We start from the raw sequence: 17,753 nt of genomic DNA, 5'->3' as shown, positions 1-17,753 counted from the left end.
TTCAATTCTTCGGGATACTTTGCGTTTGGCCGTATTGCTATTATAGCTTTATTCAAACGCCTTCGCTTCAGCCTCAGCTATTATGCTTTCCTTCTCGTCAATTTCGGTAACAGAAACTTGTTCTTGCTCATCTACAACAGAAAGGGTATCGTTTGGTTCAACAGACGATTGCAAAATAAGTGCCTCTTCCTCCGTTGTTTCAATAGTATTGGAACTTCCTGGTTCTTCCAAAGCAATGCGTTGCTTCTTGGCAGCAAAGATTTTATCAGCAAACTTTGCCTCTTTACGAATACGTTGGAGGGTTACTTTAGCAGCTTCTTGCTGACTTTCTTTCTTCGAATAGCCATTTCCTTCACCACAAGCAATGCCTTCCAGCACAACTTGGAAGCTAAAAGTAGGGCTACCTTCCTTATCCTTACCGAAAGAAAGCGGCTTAAACTCAAGGCAAACCTTGTGTTTCTGTGTCCATTCTATAAGCTTTGACTTGAAGTTTACCTCCTTATAAGCTAGCTTATCAATATTGATAAGGTCGCCTAAGATTTGTCGTTGCATAAACTTCATGCAGGCTGTGTAGCCATGGTCAAGGTATAATGCGCCCACTAAAGCCTCAAAAGCATTACCACCTAGATAGCTATTGTGTGATTGAGAATGTCCACTCGATAAGATTAACTTCGTTATTCCCAAGTCGTTGGCTAATCTATTAAGGGTCTCGCGCTGCACAATCTTCGAGCGAGTATTGGTGAGAAAGCCTTCACGTTTACCAGGAAAGCGCGCATAAACAATATCGCCCACAATGGCATCTAATATGGCATCGCCCAGAAACTCTAAGCGTTCGTTATTAACGGGCTTCCCTTTCTCGTTCCTTCGAGCCACACTCTTGTGCAAAAGAGCGGTTTTATAATAGGAAAGGTTATGGGGAAGCACCCCTATTATTTGGTATAAAGACAAATAAAGCTCCTTTTCCTTGCGGAAAGGGAGCTTTATTCTATCGATAATTTTATTCAGCATACTTCTTGAAAATCACGCAAGCATTGTGGCCTCCAAAGCCGAATGTATTGCTAAGTGCAGCACGTACTTCGCGTTTCTGGGCCTTATTGAACGTAAAATTCAGGTTGTAGTCAATTTCTTCGTCCTTATCTTCCTCTTCATGGTTAATGGTTGGAGGGATAATATCGTTTTGAACAGAGAGCACACAAGCCATTGCTTCAACTGCACCAGCAGCTCCAAGCAAGTGTCCAGTCATACTCTTTGTTGACGAAATATTGAGTTTGAAGGCTGATTCACCGAAAAGCTGAGCAATAGCCTTTACTTCTGATACGTCACCTACAGGAGTTGATGTACCATGAACATTGATATAGTCGATGTCTTCAGGCTTCAAACCTGCATCATCGAGAGCTGCTTGCATTACCAAGTGCGCTCCTAAACCTTCTGGATGTGACGCTGTGATGTGGTGAGCATCGGCTGATTCGCCTTCACCAACCAACTCTGCGTATATCTTAGCGCCACGAGCCTTTGCGTGTTCCAACTCTTCGAGAACTAAACAGCCTGCTCCTTCACCCATAACAAAGCCATCACGGCTTGCAGAGAAAGGACGAGAAGCATGTTCTGCATCGTCATTGCGAGTTGAAAGGGCGTGCATTGCATTAAAGCCACCTACTCCTGATTCGGTAATAGCAGCCTCAGCTCCACCACTAATAATCATATCAGCTTTGCCCAATCGAATTAAATTGAACGCTGCACCAATGGCATTTGTAGATGAAGCACAAGCCGATGTTGTGGTAAAGTTAGGACCATGGAAACCGAAACGAATGCTAATGTGTCCAGAAGCAATGTCGGCAATCATCTTTGGTATAAAGAAAGGATTGAACTTAGGACCATCTTCTCTATGAAGAGCATAATAACTGATTTCCTCTTCAAAGGTTTTGATACCACCAATACCTACACCATAAACCACACCTATGCGGTTTTTATCTGCTTTTTCCAAATCTATTCCACAATCTTCTACGCCTTGAATAGCACTAACGAGTGCCAATTGTGTATAACGGTCTAGTTTACGTGCCTCTTTACGATCGATATAATCGTTCACATTAAGGTCTTTTACCTCACAAGCGAACTTTGTTTTAAAATTAGTTGTATCGAATTTAGTAATAGGACCAGCACCACTCTTACCTTCGAGCATTGCTTTCCATGTTTCTTCAGGATTGTTTCCCAATGGAGTAACTGCACCAAGTCCTGTTACTACTACTCTTTTTAGTTCCATTAATTTGCTAATTTAAATTCTGTCATCGTGATTTTACGAGACGCCTTTGGTTTCTTTTCAGAGAATAAAATTAAGGAGTTAAGCAATAAGTTCTACTATAACAGTTCTAAAACGTAAGTAAAACGATTAGCTTAACTCCTTAACTTCCTTTTCTTGTCTTAGACTCTGAATGAACGAAACCTAAGTAAGAAATAAGTAAATGTTAAAGATTAAAAGTTAGTTGGAAGCCGAAGCTCCCAACCATCATTTATATATCTTCTTACTTTGCGTTCTCTTGGATATAAGCAATGGCATCGCCTACAGTAGCAATCTTTTCTGCCTTATCGTCTGGAATAGAGATACCAAATTCCTTCTCAAACTCCATAATAAGTTCAACTGTATCCAAAGAATCAGCGCCGAGGTCGTTTGTGAAACTTGCTTCTGGCTTAACTTCTGCTTCGTCTACACCAAGCTTATCTACGATAATTGCTTTTACCTTTGATTCAATTTCTGACATAATCGTAAGTTTTAAAATGTTTAATATTAACTTTCTAACTCTAAAATTCGGCTGCAAAGGAAAGATAATTTTTCCATACACGCAAATTTTTTGCTTAAAAAAGCACTTATCTATGCACAAACTATATGCATTTGTGCAATAAAAATAGCACTTTTGCTATTATATTGCGCTAAATCAATACATTATAACAGATGATTAGAAACTTACTTGTACTTCTTCGGTGAATCATTTTAACCACCTTTCGTGTATCGTTGTAATATATCTTTTATCATAAAGGGTCTTTCATATGTAAAAATGCCTTGCTTTTATTTTGTGTATATGATTTATTTGAGCTATATTTGCAGAAAAAATAAAAAGAGAAAAAATATGTCATTCACGGAACATTGTAATGAGATTTTTAGTCAAGCTATCCGCGATTACCACATCACGGACAATGTAGACACACCTATTAATAATCCATACGAAAGAGATTCTATTGAAAACAGATTGTATTTGAAGTGCTGGATTGATACAGTTCAGTGGCATTTCGAAGACCTTATACGCGATCCGCACATCGCTCCAGAAGATGGAATGAGTCTAAAGCGTCGTATTGACCGTTCTAACCAAGACCGTACAGACCTTGTAGAACAGATTGACTCATACTTCCGCCAATTATATTCTGACGTGAAAGTACAAGAAGGAGCTACCATCAATACTGAAAGTCCAGCATGGGCAGTAGACCGTTTGTCTATTCTTGCACTCAAAATATATCATATGAAGGAGCAAGCTGAACGCACCGATGCCTCTGCAGAACACATTCAAAAGTGCAAAAACAAGTTGAACGTACTACTTGAACAACAAGTAGACCTAGGAACTGCTATCGACCAATTGCTTGATGACATCCAAGCAGGACGTAAATACATGAAGGTTTATCGCCAAATGAAGATGTACAACGACCCTGCTACCAACCCTGTACTATACAAAAAGTAAAAGGTGAAGACCAACCACATCATCATCATACGCTTCTCTGCTATGGGCGACGTTGCTATGACGGTCCCTGTGGTCTATTCTCTTGCACATCAATATCCCAATCTTCGCATCAGCGTTATTTCTCGTCCATTTGCCCAAGCATTTTTCAGCAATATGCCAAAGAATGTAGATTTCTTTGCAGCTGACTTGAAAAACGAATACAAAGGCATCAAGGGACTGAACCAACTATACGGCAGGCTGAAGGCAAAACAGCCTACAGCCATTGCCGATTTCCATAATGTGCTACGCTCAAAATACATAAGAATACGCTTTTTCCTTGCAGGAAACAAAACAGCACACATTGATAAGCACAAGAATGGTAAGCGAAAGCTGTGCCGGAAAAAGGATAAAGTTATGGAACAACAGCCCACATCGTTCCAAAACTATGCAGAAGTATTAACTAAATTGGGCTATCCCATCAATCTTTCTTATAACTCTTTATTTGCAAATGGTGGCAACCAGCTCTCACAGCTCCCTAATATAATAGGTGAAAAACCTAATGGCGAACGCTGGATAGGTATTGCTCCTTTTGCTGCTCACAATGGAAAGATGTATCCAAAAGAGAAGATGGAAGAAGTTGTAAAGGTGCTTTCTACGAAATATCCCAATCTCCGCATGTTCTTTTTTGGAGGCGGAAAGGAAGAAAAACAAATCCTTAACACATGGGCATCAAAGTATAAAGGCTGCATTTGCGCTTCTGAAGTGCTGCATGGACTTAACGAAGAGCTTATTTTAATTAGCCATCTTGATGCCATGATTTCTATGGACAGTGCCAATATGCATCTTGCTTCTCTCGTTGGAACGCGTGTTGTAAGCGTCTGGGGAGCCACTCACCCTTACTGTGGGTTCCTCGGTTGGAACCAAAAAGAGGAAGATGCCGTGCAAAACACCGAATTGGAATGTCGCCCTTGCTCTGTATTCGGTAACAAACCGTGCCACCGTGGCGACTTTAAATGCATGAATAGTATTAGTCCAAATGCCATTATTGAACGGTTAAACTTGTAATTTAGTTTATTTTACAACCTAATTAAACCTAAATAATCATACTCTATTGTAAAATAAAGAAGTATCAATTCCTTCTCATAACCTTTAATTTACATAGAATAAAAGCATGTAAAATATTTTCTAAAGCATATATTTCGCATAACAATCTCTTTACCAACGCTTTATAAAACCCATTGTTTTACGTTATAAAATGGCTTGTTTTGCAAGGCAAAAGTGCCTATATTGCAAGGCAAAACAGGCACTTTTATAATACAAAACCGAAACTACTATTTTTTAAGGAGATTATATTTACAAAAACAAAACCATTTTCCACCTATCAGCTTAAAGATTAATAGGGACTTTAGAAAGACTATAAATTATAGATATAACCATTATCGTTTATTGCCAGAGACATGTTAATTCACTCCCAAATCTCCAATAACAACGTTCTCGTCCAACAAAAAAGGAAAATTATTTCCTATCATATTTCTGCCAAACAATTATATGTAACCGCCCCTTCTTTTCTGCTTTTCACTAAATTAATTAGGTAAAAGACTTGTTATCCCTATGAAAATTAGTAATTTTGCAAATTGGATAGTAACACATTGTTATTTACTTGAACTAATTGTAGGGTAGGGAGAAGCGTTTTCGCCTTACCAAAATTATGGTTCACAAACGACGTAATCAAAATAAAACAAACATAAGAATGGAATACAACTTCACCGACATTGAGAAGAAATGGCAGAAGAAATGGGTTGAAAACAAAACCTATAAGGTTGTTGAAGATAAGAACAAACAAAAGTTCTACGTGCTTAACATGTTCCCATATCCATCGGGAGCTGGTCTACACGTGGGACACCCTCTCGGCTATATAGCCAGCGATATTTATGCTCGCTATAAGCGTTTGCAGGGTTTCAACGTGCTAAACCCAATGGGATACGATGCTTACGGATTGCCTGCCGAGCAGTATGCCATTCAAACAGGACAACATCCAGCCATTACAACTGATAAAAATATTGCACGATATCGTGAACAATTAGATAAAATAGGCTTTTGTTTCGACTGGGATCGTGAGGTGCGCACCTGCGATCCTGAATACTATCATTGGACACAGTGGGCATTCCAACGTATGTTTGAATCGTATTATGATAACAACGATGGTAAGGCAAAACCTATTTCCGACCTCATTCTCCATTTTGAAGAAGAGGGAACACTCAATCTCAACGTAGCGCAAGGTGAAGAAAAAATATTCTCTGCCCGAAATTGGACAAGCATGAGCGAGAAAGAACAGCAAGAAATACTGATGAACTACCGCATTGCTTATCTTGGCGAAACAATGGTAAACTGGTGCCCTGGCTTGGGAACGGTATTGGCAAACGACGAAGTTGTTGATGGAGTTAGCGAACGTGGAGGCTATCCTGTCGTTCAAAAGAAAATGAAACAATGGTGTCTGCGCGTATCAGCTTACGCTCAACGCTTGCTGGAAGGCTTGGAAAAGGTAAACTGGACAGAGTCTATGAAAGAAACACAGCGCAATTGGATAGGCCGTTCAGAGGGAACAGAGGTTGTATTTAAAAGCCTTACACCCAGCAAAGATGAGAATAAAGAAATAGAACACGACATTACTATCTTTACAACACGTGCCGATACCATGTTTGGTGTAACCTTTATGGTACTTGCACCAGAAAGCGAATTGGTTCCAGAACTTACAACCGAAGAGCAGAAAACAGAAGTAGAAGAATATTTGGCATACGTAAAGAAACGTACAGAACGCGATCGTATGACCGACCGAAAAGTTACTGGTGTCTTCACGGGTTCGTACGGCATAAACCCATTCACAGGTGAACGTCTTCCTATTTATATATCAGAATATGTGCTTTCGGGCTATGGCACAGGTGCAATCATGGCTGTACCTGCACACGATAGTCGCGACTATGCATTTGCTAAACACTTCAATTTGCCAATCAGACCACTTATTGAAGGTGCTGATGTTTCGGAAGAAAGCTTCGACGCAAAGGAAGGTATTGTTATTAATAGCCCAGTAAAATCTGTTGAAGGAGGTTTTTCTTTGAACGGACTTACGGTGAAAGAAGCTATTGCAGCAACAAAAAAGTATGTTACAGAACAAGGATTAGGCAAGGTGAAGGTGAACTATCGCCTGCGCGATGCCATCTTCTCACGTCAGCGTTATTGGGGCGAACCCTTCCCAGTTTATTATAAAGATGGTATGCCTTATATGGTTCCAGCGGAATGCTTACCGCTCGAATTGCCTTCAATCGACAAATTTGAACCAACCGAAACAGGTGAACCACCATTGGGAAGAGCAAAAGCTTGGGCTTGGGACGAACAGAATAAGAAGATTGTAGACAAGGAATTGATAGACAATAAAACTATCTTCCCATTGGAATTGAATACAATGCCAGGCTTCGCAGGTAGCTCTGCCTATTATCTTCGTTATATGGATCCACATAATAACAAAGCTTTGGTGGGTAAGGAAGTAGATGAATACTGGCAGAATGTAGACCTATATGTGGGTGGAACAGAACATGCAACTGGACACTTGATATATAGTCGTTTCTGGAATAAGTTCCTTCACGACTATGGTTATAGCTGCAAAGAAGAACCATACGAAAAGTTGGTGAACCAAGGAATGATACAAGGACGTTCTAACTTTGTATATCGTATCAATTCAGACGACCACTCTAAAGCTCCCGTATTCGTAAGTCATGGATTGAAAGGTGAATACGAAACAACACCAATCCACGTAGATGTGAACATTGTTCATGCCGATGTACTCGATATTGAAGCTTTCAAATCATGGCGTCCAGAATACGAAAACGCCGAATTCATACTTGAAGATGGTAAGTATATCTGCGGTTGGGCAGTGGAAAAGATGTCGAAGTCGATGTTCAATGTTGTCAATCCCGACGACATTGTAGCGCAATATGGTGCCGATACCTTGCGTTTATACGAAATGTTCCTTGGTCCTGTCGAAGCAAGTAAACCTTGGGACACCAATGGTATTGATGGTTGTTTCCGCTTTTTGAAGAAGTTCTGGAAGCTATATCAACAGGAATTAAACGACAACGAACCTTCAAAAGAGTCGCTGAAGAGTGTTCATAAGCTTATAAAGAAGGTTTCTGGCGATATAGAACAGTTCTCTTACAATACTGCGATCTCTGCTTTCATGATTTGTGTAAACGAGTTGGGACAGCAAAAGTGCAACAATCGTGGCTTATTACGCAGTTTACTTATCTTAATAGCTCCATTTGCTCCACACATTGCTGAAGAACTTTGGGAGGCGATTGGTGAGAAGAATAGTGTTTGCGATGCACAATGGCCAACTTGGGACGAAGCTAATCTGACTGAAGACGAGGTTCAACTCACCATTTCTTTCAATGGAAAAGCACGCTTTCAGATGACTTTCCCTACTGATGCAAGCAAGGAAGATATTGAAAAAGCAGCTGTAAACGATGAGAGAAGTTTGAAATACACAGAAGGAAAAACTATCGTAAAAGTGATAGTTGTACCAAAGAAGATTGTAAACATCGTTTATAAATAAATTTTAAATAGGGCACATTCGTGAACTGAAAGAACAATCACGAATGTGCCTAATAATTATCAGGATATGACAATAAATCAACAATTAATCAGAAGCGAGATAAAAGACTATGTCTTAATAACAATAGGTCTGCTTCTATATGCATCGGCATTCACAGTATTTTTAATGCCTTACGAGATTGTAACAGGTGGCGTAACAGGTTTATCGGCTATTATTTACTATGCAACACAGTTTAAACTGGAGAACACTTATATGATTGTCAACCTCGCATTGTTAGGCGTTGCATTGAAAATCTTGGGCATAAAGTTCTTGATGAAGACTATTTATGCTATTGTGGCCTTGTATTTCATGCTAAAGTTTGCACAAGAACTAATGCCTTTAGATGCGAGCGGAAATTTTATAAAGATATTAGGTGAAGACCAAAAGTTTATGTCTCTCATTGTGGGATGTTGTATTACAGGTACAGGAATGGCTGTAATCTTCCTCAATGGTGGCAGTATGGGCGGTACAGATATTGTGGCAGCCTGTATAAACAAATATAAAAACATTTCATTAGGCCAAGTTCTAATGGCTGTCGATATATGTATTATAGGCAGTTGTATGCTTTTCCCACAGTTTGGAAGCTATCTTAAACGTCTGCATAAAGTCGTTTTCGGTTTATGTACCATGTTTATTGAGTGCTTCATACTTGACCACGTAATGAACTTAAGACGCCAATCTGTGCAGTTTCTCATATTTTCAAAGAAGTATGAAGAAATTGCTGACGCTATCATGCAAGAACGCGACCGAGGCATAACAATACTTGATGGACATGGTTGGTACACTGGAAAGGACGTAAAAGTAATTTGCTTAATGGCAAAACGCAACGAAAGTCAGTCTATATTCCGCATTGTCAAGATTATCGACCCATTGGCTTTTGTCAGCCAAAGTTCAGTAATTGGTGTCTATGGAGAAGGCTTCGACAAAATAAAAGTAAGCACTAAGAATGCTGAAAAGGTGCTGTCTCAAGTCTATCCGAACAATCAATCGGAAACAAACAACGAACAATAAAATGAAAATAGTATTTGCTACAAATAATAAACACAAGCTTTCCGAGATTAAAGACATTCTTGGAAACGACTTTGATATTGTATCGTTAAAAGATATTGGCTGTGATGTGGACATACCAGAAACAGCCGATACGTTGGAAGGAAATGCAAGTATAAAATCGCATTACATCTACGATAACTATCGTTTGAATTGCTTTGCCGATGATACGGGCCTCGAAGTAGATGCACTTGGTGGTGAACCTGGTGTACGTTCAGCACGATACGATGAACATACCGATCACGATAGCGAAGCAAATATGCGCAAATTGCTTTGTAAATTAGGCGATACAACAAATAGAAAAGCTCACTTCCGAACAGTAATATCTTTAATTATTGATGGTAAAGAACATCAATTTGAAGGTAGAGTAGAAGGTCATATTGCTACAGAAAAATCGGGAACAGAAGGTTTTGGTTACGACCCTATCTTTATTCCTGAAGGCTATGACAAGAGTTTTGCGGAACTTGGAGAAGATATTAAGAACCAAATTTCGCACCGAGCTCGTGCCGTTCGTAAGCTTGCCGAATATCTAAAGCAAATATAATGAATAAAAGTTTGTCCATTCTGCTGCCCACTTATAACTGTGATTGCACTGCACTTATCAGTGAATTGCAACGACAGTGTGTAGCAGAAGGGGCAGATTTCGAAATTATTGTTGCCGACGATGCATCGCCTGATAAAAGGTTTATAATAAAAAACAGAGTTATTTCGCAACTTGAAGGCGTTCAATATATAGAACGAGAACAAAATATTGGTAGGTCGGCTATCCGCAATTATCTTGTTTCTCAGTCGTCAAAAGAATGGATTTTATTTATTGATGGCGACCTTTCCCTTAACAATACACGGTTCATACACAATTATCTAAAAGCCGAAGGCGATGTTGTGGTGGGTGGTATTAGTATTGTTGAAGACGAAAACAGATGGAACAACAACCTTAGATACCGTTATGAACATGCTTCAAAAGAAGCAATCAGTGCTAAAAATAGAAGAAAAACACCTTATCAGCACCTCAGTACCAATTTCATGGCTCACAGAAAATTGGTAGGAACAACACCTTATAATGAAGATATAAAGCAATATGGCTTTGAAGATGTACTGCTTGGAAAACGCTTCAAAGCATTAAATGCCCAAATCAACCATATCGACAATCCTGTTTTATTCGACGATTTTGAACTTAACGCAGTGTTTCTACGCAAAACAGAAGAGGCATTGCGCACCCTTTCTATTTTCCAAACTGAACTGAAAGGCTATTCTAACCTATTAGAAATGGCTGAAAAACTGCGTAAAATGCACATCAGTTGGGTAGGGGTGTGGCTTTATAAACTTCTACATAAACCGTTAAAACACAACCTTAAAGGCAATAATCCAAGCGTTTTCTTGTTTAATATCTATAAGCTTATTTATTTCTTACACTATAATTCGATCAGAAAATGATGAAAAGAACAAATATACTTGCAATTATTTGCTTGCTTCTTATGTTTCCACTCTATAGTTTTAGCAGTGGTACAGGTACATGGAAAAACTATATGGCATATAGTAATGTGCAATGGATTGAGAAAGGAGGCAATCTGCTTTATGTACTTGCATCTAATGACCTTTACACTTATAACGAAAAGGACAATAGTATTCAGACATTCGACAAGATAAATGGACTGAATGATACTCACATTGAATTTATTGCATGGAACAATGTAGCCCAGCGATTGGTAATTGCTTATTCGGACCAAAATATTGATCTTCTTACCTCAAAAGGCGAAATTATAAGCCTTTCCGATTATTACAGAAAAGCAATGACAGCCAATAAAAAGATAAATAGTCTTTATACAAATGGGGCGTATTGCTATATCTCAACAGGATTTGGCATATTAAAAGTAAATGTAGGCAAGGCCGAAATAAGCGATACTTACAATCTTGGTTTCAATGTAAACTATACATTTATAGAAGGAAACTATATTTATGCTGCAAGCAGCGAACAAGGAATCTTCCGAGCATTGCTTTCCGATAATCTATTGGATAAAAACAATTGGCAATGGGTAAGTAACTATGTAGCACAAAACAAAACTATTGCACCTGAATTATTGGAGAAAGTAAAAGCTTTACAACCAGGTGGTCCTAAATACAATCGTTTTTTCTTCATGCAATATCTTAACGATCGTCTTTATTCAACAGGTGGAGCATTCGAACCAGGAGCAATAGGACTAAACCAACCTGGAACCATTCAGATATTGAAAAAAGACGAATGGAGTATCTTCCAAGACGAATTAGACAAAATAACGGGTTATTACTATCACGATATGAACTGTTTAGCAGTAGACCCGAAGAATCCTGAACACGTATTTGTAGGAGGACGAGCAGGATTATACGAATTTTTAGATGGCAAATTAAAGAAGTATTTCAATAAAGAAAATAGTCTTCTGCACCCCACTATTAATACTATTACTAATGAAGATTTGGGCAACGACTATGTGCCTATTCAAGGATTGATTTTCGATAGAAAAAATAATTTATGGATATTGAATTGCGGTACCAGAGAAACTTCTTTATTAAAGTTATCGCCCGACGGAACTATGACCGACCATTCTAAACCAGAACTTATGAATGGTAAATTAACTCTGCAAGTAATGCGTCGTCCAATTCTTGATAGTCGCGGTTTAATATGGTTTGTAAACAACCACTACGAAGCACCAGGCTTATTTTGCTATAATCCCGAAACCGACAAGCTAAGTGTTTTCAAGAATTTCAAAAACCAAGATGGTGCGCCTATCATGGTAATTCAAATGCGTTGCGTAGTAGAAGATGCTTATCAAAATATTTGGGTTGGAACAAATGTTGGACCACTTCGTCTTAATGTAGACCAGATGCAAAATCCTTCAGATGCTATTTTCGAACAAATAAAAATACCACGTAACGACGGAACAAATCTTGCTGATTATTTATTGGCTGGTGTAGATATTTCGAGCATAGCTATTGATGGTGGCGGCAGAAAATGGTTTGGTACAAATGGAAATGGTGTTTATCTTATCAGTGCCGATAACATGAAACAGGTACAACACTTCCTAAGCAGTAACAGCAAACTTCTTTCAAACGATATAGAAAGTATTGCCATCAACGACAAAACAGGCGAAGTTTTCATCGGAACCGAAAAAGGATTATGCTCGTATATGAGTGATGCTACAAAACCATCTGATAATCCAGGCGGAGAAGACACTTATGCTTATCCTAATCCTGTACGTCCAGGTTACACAGGTTTGATAACAGTTGTTGGTTTAGCTTACAATTCTGATGTAAAAATTGTTACCACAAATGGCGTACTCGTAGCAAAAGGTACAAGTAATGGCGGTACATTTACATGGGATGGCAACGATTTAAACGGAAAACGTGTAGCATCGGGAGTTTACATGGTGCAAACAGCCGACCAAGAAGGTAATAACGGAACAGTATGCAAGATAGCAGTTGTGAATTAAAACAAAATAAACGCAAACACTGGATAGACCTATTGCGAGGTTTTTGTATGGTGGCTATATTGCTCGACCATACTGAAATATATTATACAGGCGACAACATTATCGGCTACAATTATTATGTAGCCAATGTGTTGGTCGCTTTTTTCTTTCTCTCAGGTTATCTTTTTTATAAAGACACACCATTTTTGCTGCAACATAAGCTTAAAGCCATTGCACAATATCTATTATTGCCTTATGTTGTTTTTACAACCTTTATCGCTATTCCTAAAGCTTTTGCACACGGATTCGATATTTCAGAAACCTTACTTTCTGTTATTACAGGACAAGCATCGTGGTTCATAGCGGCTCTTATTGTAGCAGAATTTGTTTTTTCCACTGTGTTATGGGCATGCAAAGGTAAAACTTGGGGATTATTAATACTTTCTCTTATAGGGTCGGTAGCTTGTTATTTTCTTTCCACACGTTATTCCAATATTTATTGGCAAATAGAAAATGCTTGTATGGCACTCCCTATCCTTTGTTTTGGCTATTTTTACCATAAATGGGAAAATGTTTTCCACCGTTTCCACAACCTATCATCATCTTTCTTTTTATTTATACTTTTAGTAATTATAAAAGTATATGAACATACGCAAGGCATAAGTCTGCTTATCGAACCCATACAAGTAAACAATTGGTGCATATTTATTTTCGATACCTTTATTTGCACTTTATTCCTTGTTAGTTTAGCTAAACAGTTAGGAAACGTTACATGGTTAGAATGGACAGGGCAGCGTAGCATTGTTTATTATTTCTTTTCTGGAGGCATACCACTTATTGTTTCTTCTTTATTACAACGTATCGGTATGGGTTATTCAGGCCAATACTATCGTGTTGTTATCGCTTTCCTACTTGTCTATGCCTTTACTTCTATCATTGCATGGGCAATTTATCGCTACTTAGGAATTATTGTTCGAAAAAATAATTGAGTACAGGAAAGAAATAAAAATAAAGCAAACACGCCAATAAAACTATTTCTATTGGCGCGTTTATATTATTTTTTATTTTCGTCAGGGAAAAGCATTTTGTTTTGTATTCTATCAAATATCACTATAAAGAGCATACCAAGATGAAATGGATTTTTTTTCCAAAGTCCCCAAGAAACAGTATCTGTATAGCTCATAATAAGCACAACAAAATATACCAATAATAGTTTTAAAACTATTAACCTCTTTCAAAGGCTTTTCGTTGACGGAATACAGCTTATTACCAAATTGAAAAGTAACATGAAAGGAGCGTTAATGAGTGTTTCAGACAGACTTTTACTCAGAAAAAGAGCCATTATAGAGACTGTGAATGATGAACTTAAGAACATTTCGCAGGTGGAACACTCCAGACATAGATGCTTTGACAATTTCATCGTCAACTTATTAGGGGCAATTGCTGCCTATTGCCTGTTTCCAAAGAAGCCGTGCATCAATGTACAAAGGATCATTTACACTCCCCTTACATCGTTCTGAATCCGTCGAACTCACGTTATTTACTATGTGTTGAGTCTTGCGGCGAACCAATTGTTATATTCATATGGTTGCTGATTTTCTCAGCGTTAATGTGTTGTCTGTATTCATTTGGGGTTAGATGTATCTCTCTTAAGAATTGTTCGTAAAACAGTGTTGGTGTATTGTATCCCGAGTTAAAAGCCACTTCATTGACCGTAAGGTTCGAATGAGTTAGTAATTTACAAGCATATTCAATGCGTATATTGGCAAGTACTTGGAATATACTCTTGTTGGTACATTTCTTAAAATATCGGCAAAGTGACGTCGGATTCTGACTAACAAAGTCAGCAAGTTCCGCCAGAACAATCTTCTTCTGGAAGTTATTATATAAATAGGTGAATACCTTGTCAATGGCAGTATCGGTATTAGGAGCTTTGTAATGGCTGAATGCTATTGGTGATAATAGCTTTGTTTGTGAACAGTTATATAATCTTTCGAGAATCTCATACAAAGCAATCAGACGCCTTGTATAGGACTGTGAATCGAACAAAGATAACCTTGAGAGGAGGTCCTCATATAATCCTTCATCATAGAAACGTATGCCATACTGGCTTTTCGATAGCAAATCAGCAATATGTTCATAGTCTGGTAGGTTAAGAATATCGGGTGGAAATATGCCTGGACTGAACTGTATTGTTTCACTTGTACTATGTTCCATAGCTTCTGTTTCTTGGCTATTTCCCATTCTACTTTTGCATAAATGCAGATGGGGAATATTACTTCCGATAAGTGCAACGTCGCCCTTTTTGTAGTCAGCAACCCCCTCTCCAACAAATTCAGTCCCACTTCCGCTGGTAAACAGGATGAGTTCATATTCGGAATGTCTATGAAATGGTAGATTAAACTCAGTGTATGTAATGTGACTGCACATGGTTTGCACATTATGTACTATCTTTCTATCAAGTATTACCATCTTTTTCTGCAAATGTAAATATAGTCTATAATAACGCAAAGATAGTGTATGTTATTATTAAAAAAAGTAGTAACTTTGCATTTTAAAGATAACTATAGTCAAAAAAAGCGGATTTTTAAAACATAACAATTAATTTTTAATTCAAAAAAGATTCTCTATGAAAGAAAAAAACAACTTCATTACACCAATGCTTTTCCTTGCTTTCATGTTCTTTACTTGTGGCTTTGCATTGGGAATCAATTCCTTATTAGTACCAGTATTGAAGGTTTCGCTAAGCGTTTCGTCCACAGAAGCATATATGCTTATAGGTGCTACGTTCTTACCATTCCTTATCTTTGGTTATCCAGCAGGCTTATTGATAAGTAAAATTGGGTATAAGCGTACGATGGCTGCAGCTTTTGCCATGTTTGCTATAGCCTTCGGAGTTTTTATTCTCTCTGCAGCTGAAAGGAGTTTCATTATCTTTTTATTGGCATCTTTCCTTTGTGGAACAGCTAATACGTTCCTACAATCTGCTATAAATCCTTATGTAACAATCCTTGGACCAACGGAAAGTGCAGCAAAAAGAATCTCTATTATGGGCATGATAAACAAGTTAGCATGGCCTGTATCACCTTTGTTTATTGCTCTTTTTGCAAGTAATAGTGGAGGTGTTGGCTTGGAAGATCTTGACAAACCGTTCTTGGTTATAATCTGCTTATTTGTAATCTTAGGTGTCGTAGCACTTATATCACCATTGCCAGAGGTGAAAGCTGCTGGAGAAGATGACGCTGATGCAGATTCAGCAGTATCCGACTACGCAAACAGTAAGCATTCTGTCTTCCAGTTCCCACATCTTGTTCTTGGAGCAATTGCCATATTCTTTTATGTTGGTTCAGAGACCATCGTCTTGGGTACACTTATAGATTATGCAAGTGAATTAGGTCTTCCTCATCCTCATACGTACTCATGGATTACCCCAATCAGCATCAGTATAGGATATATCGTAGGTATTATTCTTATTCCTAAGTATCTTTCACAGACGAAAGCCTTACAGATCTGTTCCTTCGTTGCACTGTTTGGAACGCTACTTGTATTGTTACTCCCGGGTGTTTATAGTATTTATGCTGTAGGTATTATGGCATTAGGCTGCTCATTGATGTGGCCAGCATTCTGGCCTTTGGCTCTTATGGACTTGGGTAAATATACCAAGGAAGGCTCATCACTAATGACAATGGGACTTATCGGTGGTGCTGTTATCACTGTGTTGTTCGGACTTATTAAGGATGTTAGCAACATTCAATATGCGTATGGGATCTGTTTTGTCAGCTTCTCTTATATCCTTTTCTATGCATTCAAGGGCTATAAGTTGAGATAAAAACTTCTTCTTCTATAGCATAAGGATATCGGTAATCTATTTGAGAAGTGATATAAGTTGAATTGAAAACTTCTCCTTCTACAGCTCGTGAAGCTCTTTGTCCTTTTTAAAGGAGGACATAGAGCGTGCGAGCTGAATCTATTAAGTAGACTCTCAGCTTACAGTATATCCATAATGGTCCATATTATTGGTCATGGTTCTGTTGCTGAAACACAATTAATTCTTTGTAAACTGTCGTTGGAACGTTAAAAAATCACCGACTGAAAGGCACATTTTTTATTGCCAATCCCGCCGTTTTTTTCGTCTTCTTCACGTCCGTTTCTCAGTCTGTTCACCCACCTTTTGAATCGGTAAAGCCGCTACCCTGATGACAAAGCACACTGACCTTACTTTGAAAAACACAACGGAACGAACAGAAACAAAAATCCTTACACTTCTCACTTCGCTATCTTTCACTTTCCCTACCATATCCCTTCTTTATCTCCTTTGTAACCTTCAAGATATCAATAGGTTACAAACGGGCTTGTAAAAGGTGTCCTTTTGCATTGCAAAATATGCCCTTTTACACATCAAAAGATCGTAGATTAAAAAGCAGATGGGAATAATCTTTACATCTGAACAGTTCTTCCCTCCCTCCGTTCTGCTCTAATGCAAGGAGAGAAAGCGCAGAGATTCCCTAAAAAACAGCTGTTATGAGCGTGTAAATCTTTATATTAAGATTAATGTTCTCACTACTGATGGTATCCGCGTAAAGCCTCTTATAGATTGCAGTCTCTCTTGTTTTTGCTTTCATGTTACCGTGAGTTCGACGAATTATAAGTGTCTATGGATTTGGTGATTAGTGAAAATCGTTGTAGCATTAAGGAGCTAATATACAAATAGTTATAAATAAAAACCGTAATAATCACCTATGGAGGAGTTACTGAAATATTTTATATGGCAGACGACTTCTGCAAGTTTTTTGATGCAATGACAGCAAAATATACACTAAAACCTACAGGAAAAAGGAAATATCATCGAAATTCTACAATGTCAAAGGCAGAAGTTATGCTGATAATAATCCTTTTCCACGATTCTGGTTATCG

14 protein-coding genes and 1 pseudogene are annotated in these 17,753 nt (G+C 38.2%); 11 read left to right on the top strand and 4 right to left on the bottom strand.

The window, feature by feature from the left end; genetic code table 11:
* Positions 1-48: 48 nt before the first annotated feature.
* The 3 genes from rnc to HXN26_RS03230 form a co-directional block, all read right to left on the bottom strand.
* Positions 49-1,008, bottom strand: a complete 960-nt coding sequence (gene rnc / locus HXN26_RS03240) for a ribonuclease III (protein ID WP_273158666.1) — start codon at positions 1,006-1,008, stop codon at positions 49-51.
* Positions 998-2,260 carry a beta-ketoacyl-ACP synthase II gene (gene fabF, locus HXN26_RS03235; RefSeq protein WP_025000295.1) on the bottom strand — a complete coding sequence of 421 codons (1,263 nt, stop codon included), beginning with the start codon at positions 2,258-2,260 and terminating at the stop codon, positions 998-1,000. Before fabF ends, rnc begins: the two co-directional genes overlap by 11 nt.
* A gap of 259 nt (positions 2,261-2,519) precedes the next feature.
* Positions 2,520-2,756, bottom strand: coding sequence for an acyl carrier protein (locus HXN26_RS03230; RefSeq protein ID WP_004365096.1), 237 nt, complete (start codon positions 2,754-2,756; stop codon positions 2,520-2,522).
* 366 nt (positions 2,757-3,122) lie between these two features.
* Here HXN26_RS03230 and HXN26_RS03225 point away from each other — a divergent pair, with 366 nt between their 5' ends.
* The 9 genes from HXN26_RS03225 to HXN26_RS03185 all read left to right on the top strand — a co-directional run bounded on the left by HXN26_RS03225 (position 3,123) and on the right by HXN26_RS03185 (position 14,359).
* Positions 3,123-3,725: a DUF4254 domain-containing protein gene (locus HXN26_RS03225; RefSeq protein WP_273158654.1), complete on the top strand. Its 603-nt coding sequence runs from the start codon at positions 3,123-3,125 to the stop codon at positions 3,723-3,725.
* Positions 3,726-3,728: 3 nt separating this feature from the next.
* A complete protein-coding gene (locus HXN26_RS03220) occupies positions 3,729-4,769 on the top strand; it encodes a glycosyltransferase family 9 protein (RefSeq protein ID WP_273158652.1) in 1,041 nt (346 codons plus the stop codon).
* A 685-nt stretch (positions 4,770-5,454) separates the two neighbouring features.
* A complete protein-coding gene (gene leuS / locus HXN26_RS03215; protein WP_273158650.1) occupies positions 5,455-8,310 on the top strand; it encodes a leucine--tRNA ligase in 2,856 nt (951 codons plus the stop codon).
* Between the two features lie 66 nt (positions 8,311-8,376).
* Positions 8,377-9,360, top strand: a complete 984-nt coding sequence (locus tag HXN26_RS03210) for a YitT family protein (protein ID WP_273158648.1) — start codon at positions 8,377-8,379, stop codon at positions 9,358-9,360.
* Between the two features lies 1 nt (position 9,361).
* Positions 9,362-9,940: a non-canonical purine NTP diphosphatase gene (locus tag HXN26_RS03205; protein ID WP_273158646.1), complete on the top strand. Its 579-nt coding sequence runs from the start codon at positions 9,362-9,364 to the stop codon at positions 9,938-9,940.
* The gene (locus HXN26_RS03200; protein WP_273158643.1) at positions 9,940-10,830 is read left to right on the top strand and encodes a glycosyltransferase family 2 protein; all 891 of its coding nucleotides are present in this window, start codon (positions 9,940-9,942) and stop codon (positions 10,828-10,830) included. The genes HXN26_RS03205 and HXN26_RS03200 overlap by 1 nt, the downstream gene beginning before the upstream one ends.
* The gene (gene porZ, locus HXN26_RS03195; protein ID WP_273158642.1) at positions 10,827-12,860 is read left to right on the top strand and encodes a type IX secretion system anionic LPS delivery protein PorZ; all 2,034 of its coding nucleotides are present in this window, start codon (positions 10,827-10,829) and stop codon (positions 12,858-12,860) included. Before HXN26_RS03200 ends, porZ begins: the two co-directional genes overlap by 4 nt.
* On the top strand, positions 12,836-13,828 hold the full coding sequence (locus HXN26_RS03190) for an acyltransferase family protein (protein ID WP_273158640.1): 993 nt from the start codon (positions 12,836-12,838) through the stop codon (positions 13,826-13,828). The genes porZ and HXN26_RS03190 overlap by 25 nt, the downstream gene beginning before the upstream one ends.
* Before the next feature lie 192 nt (positions 13,829-14,020).
* Complete coding sequence (locus HXN26_RS03185; protein WP_273158705.1) at positions 14,021-14,359, top strand: transposase; 339 nt, start codon at positions 14,021-14,023, stop codon at positions 14,357-14,359.
* A gap of 16 nt (positions 14,360-14,375) precedes the next feature.
* On the opposite strand, the gene HXN26_RS03180 is transcribed toward HXN26_RS03185, so the two are convergent.
* Positions 14,376-15,311: an AraC family transcriptional regulator gene (locus HXN26_RS03180; protein ID WP_273158638.1), complete on the bottom strand. Its 936-nt coding sequence runs from the start codon at positions 15,309-15,311 to the stop codon at positions 14,376-14,378.
* Positions 15,312-15,468: 157 nt separating this feature from the next.
* On the opposite strand from HXN26_RS03180, the gene HXN26_RS03175 reads away from it, so the two are divergent.
* Both HXN26_RS03175 and HXN26_RS03170 read left to right on the top strand, forming a co-directional pair.
* On the top strand, positions 15,469-16,668 hold the full coding sequence (locus HXN26_RS03175; RefSeq protein WP_273158636.1) for an MFS transporter: 1,200 nt from the start codon (positions 15,469-15,471) through the stop codon (positions 16,666-16,668).
* Between the two features lie 936 nt (positions 16,669-17,604).
* Positions 17,605-17,753: pseudogene (locus HXN26_RS03170) on the top strand (IS982 family transposase); the annotation flags it as partial.

This window comes from Prevotella aurantiaca (genome assembly GCF_015262605.1).
Classification (GTDB): Bacteria; Bacteroidota; Bacteroidia; order Bacteroidales; family Bacteroidaceae; genus Prevotella; species Prevotella aurantiaca.
Note: the sequence above shows the minus strand (reverse complement) of the source record. Positions and strands in the feature narration are given on the sequence as shown.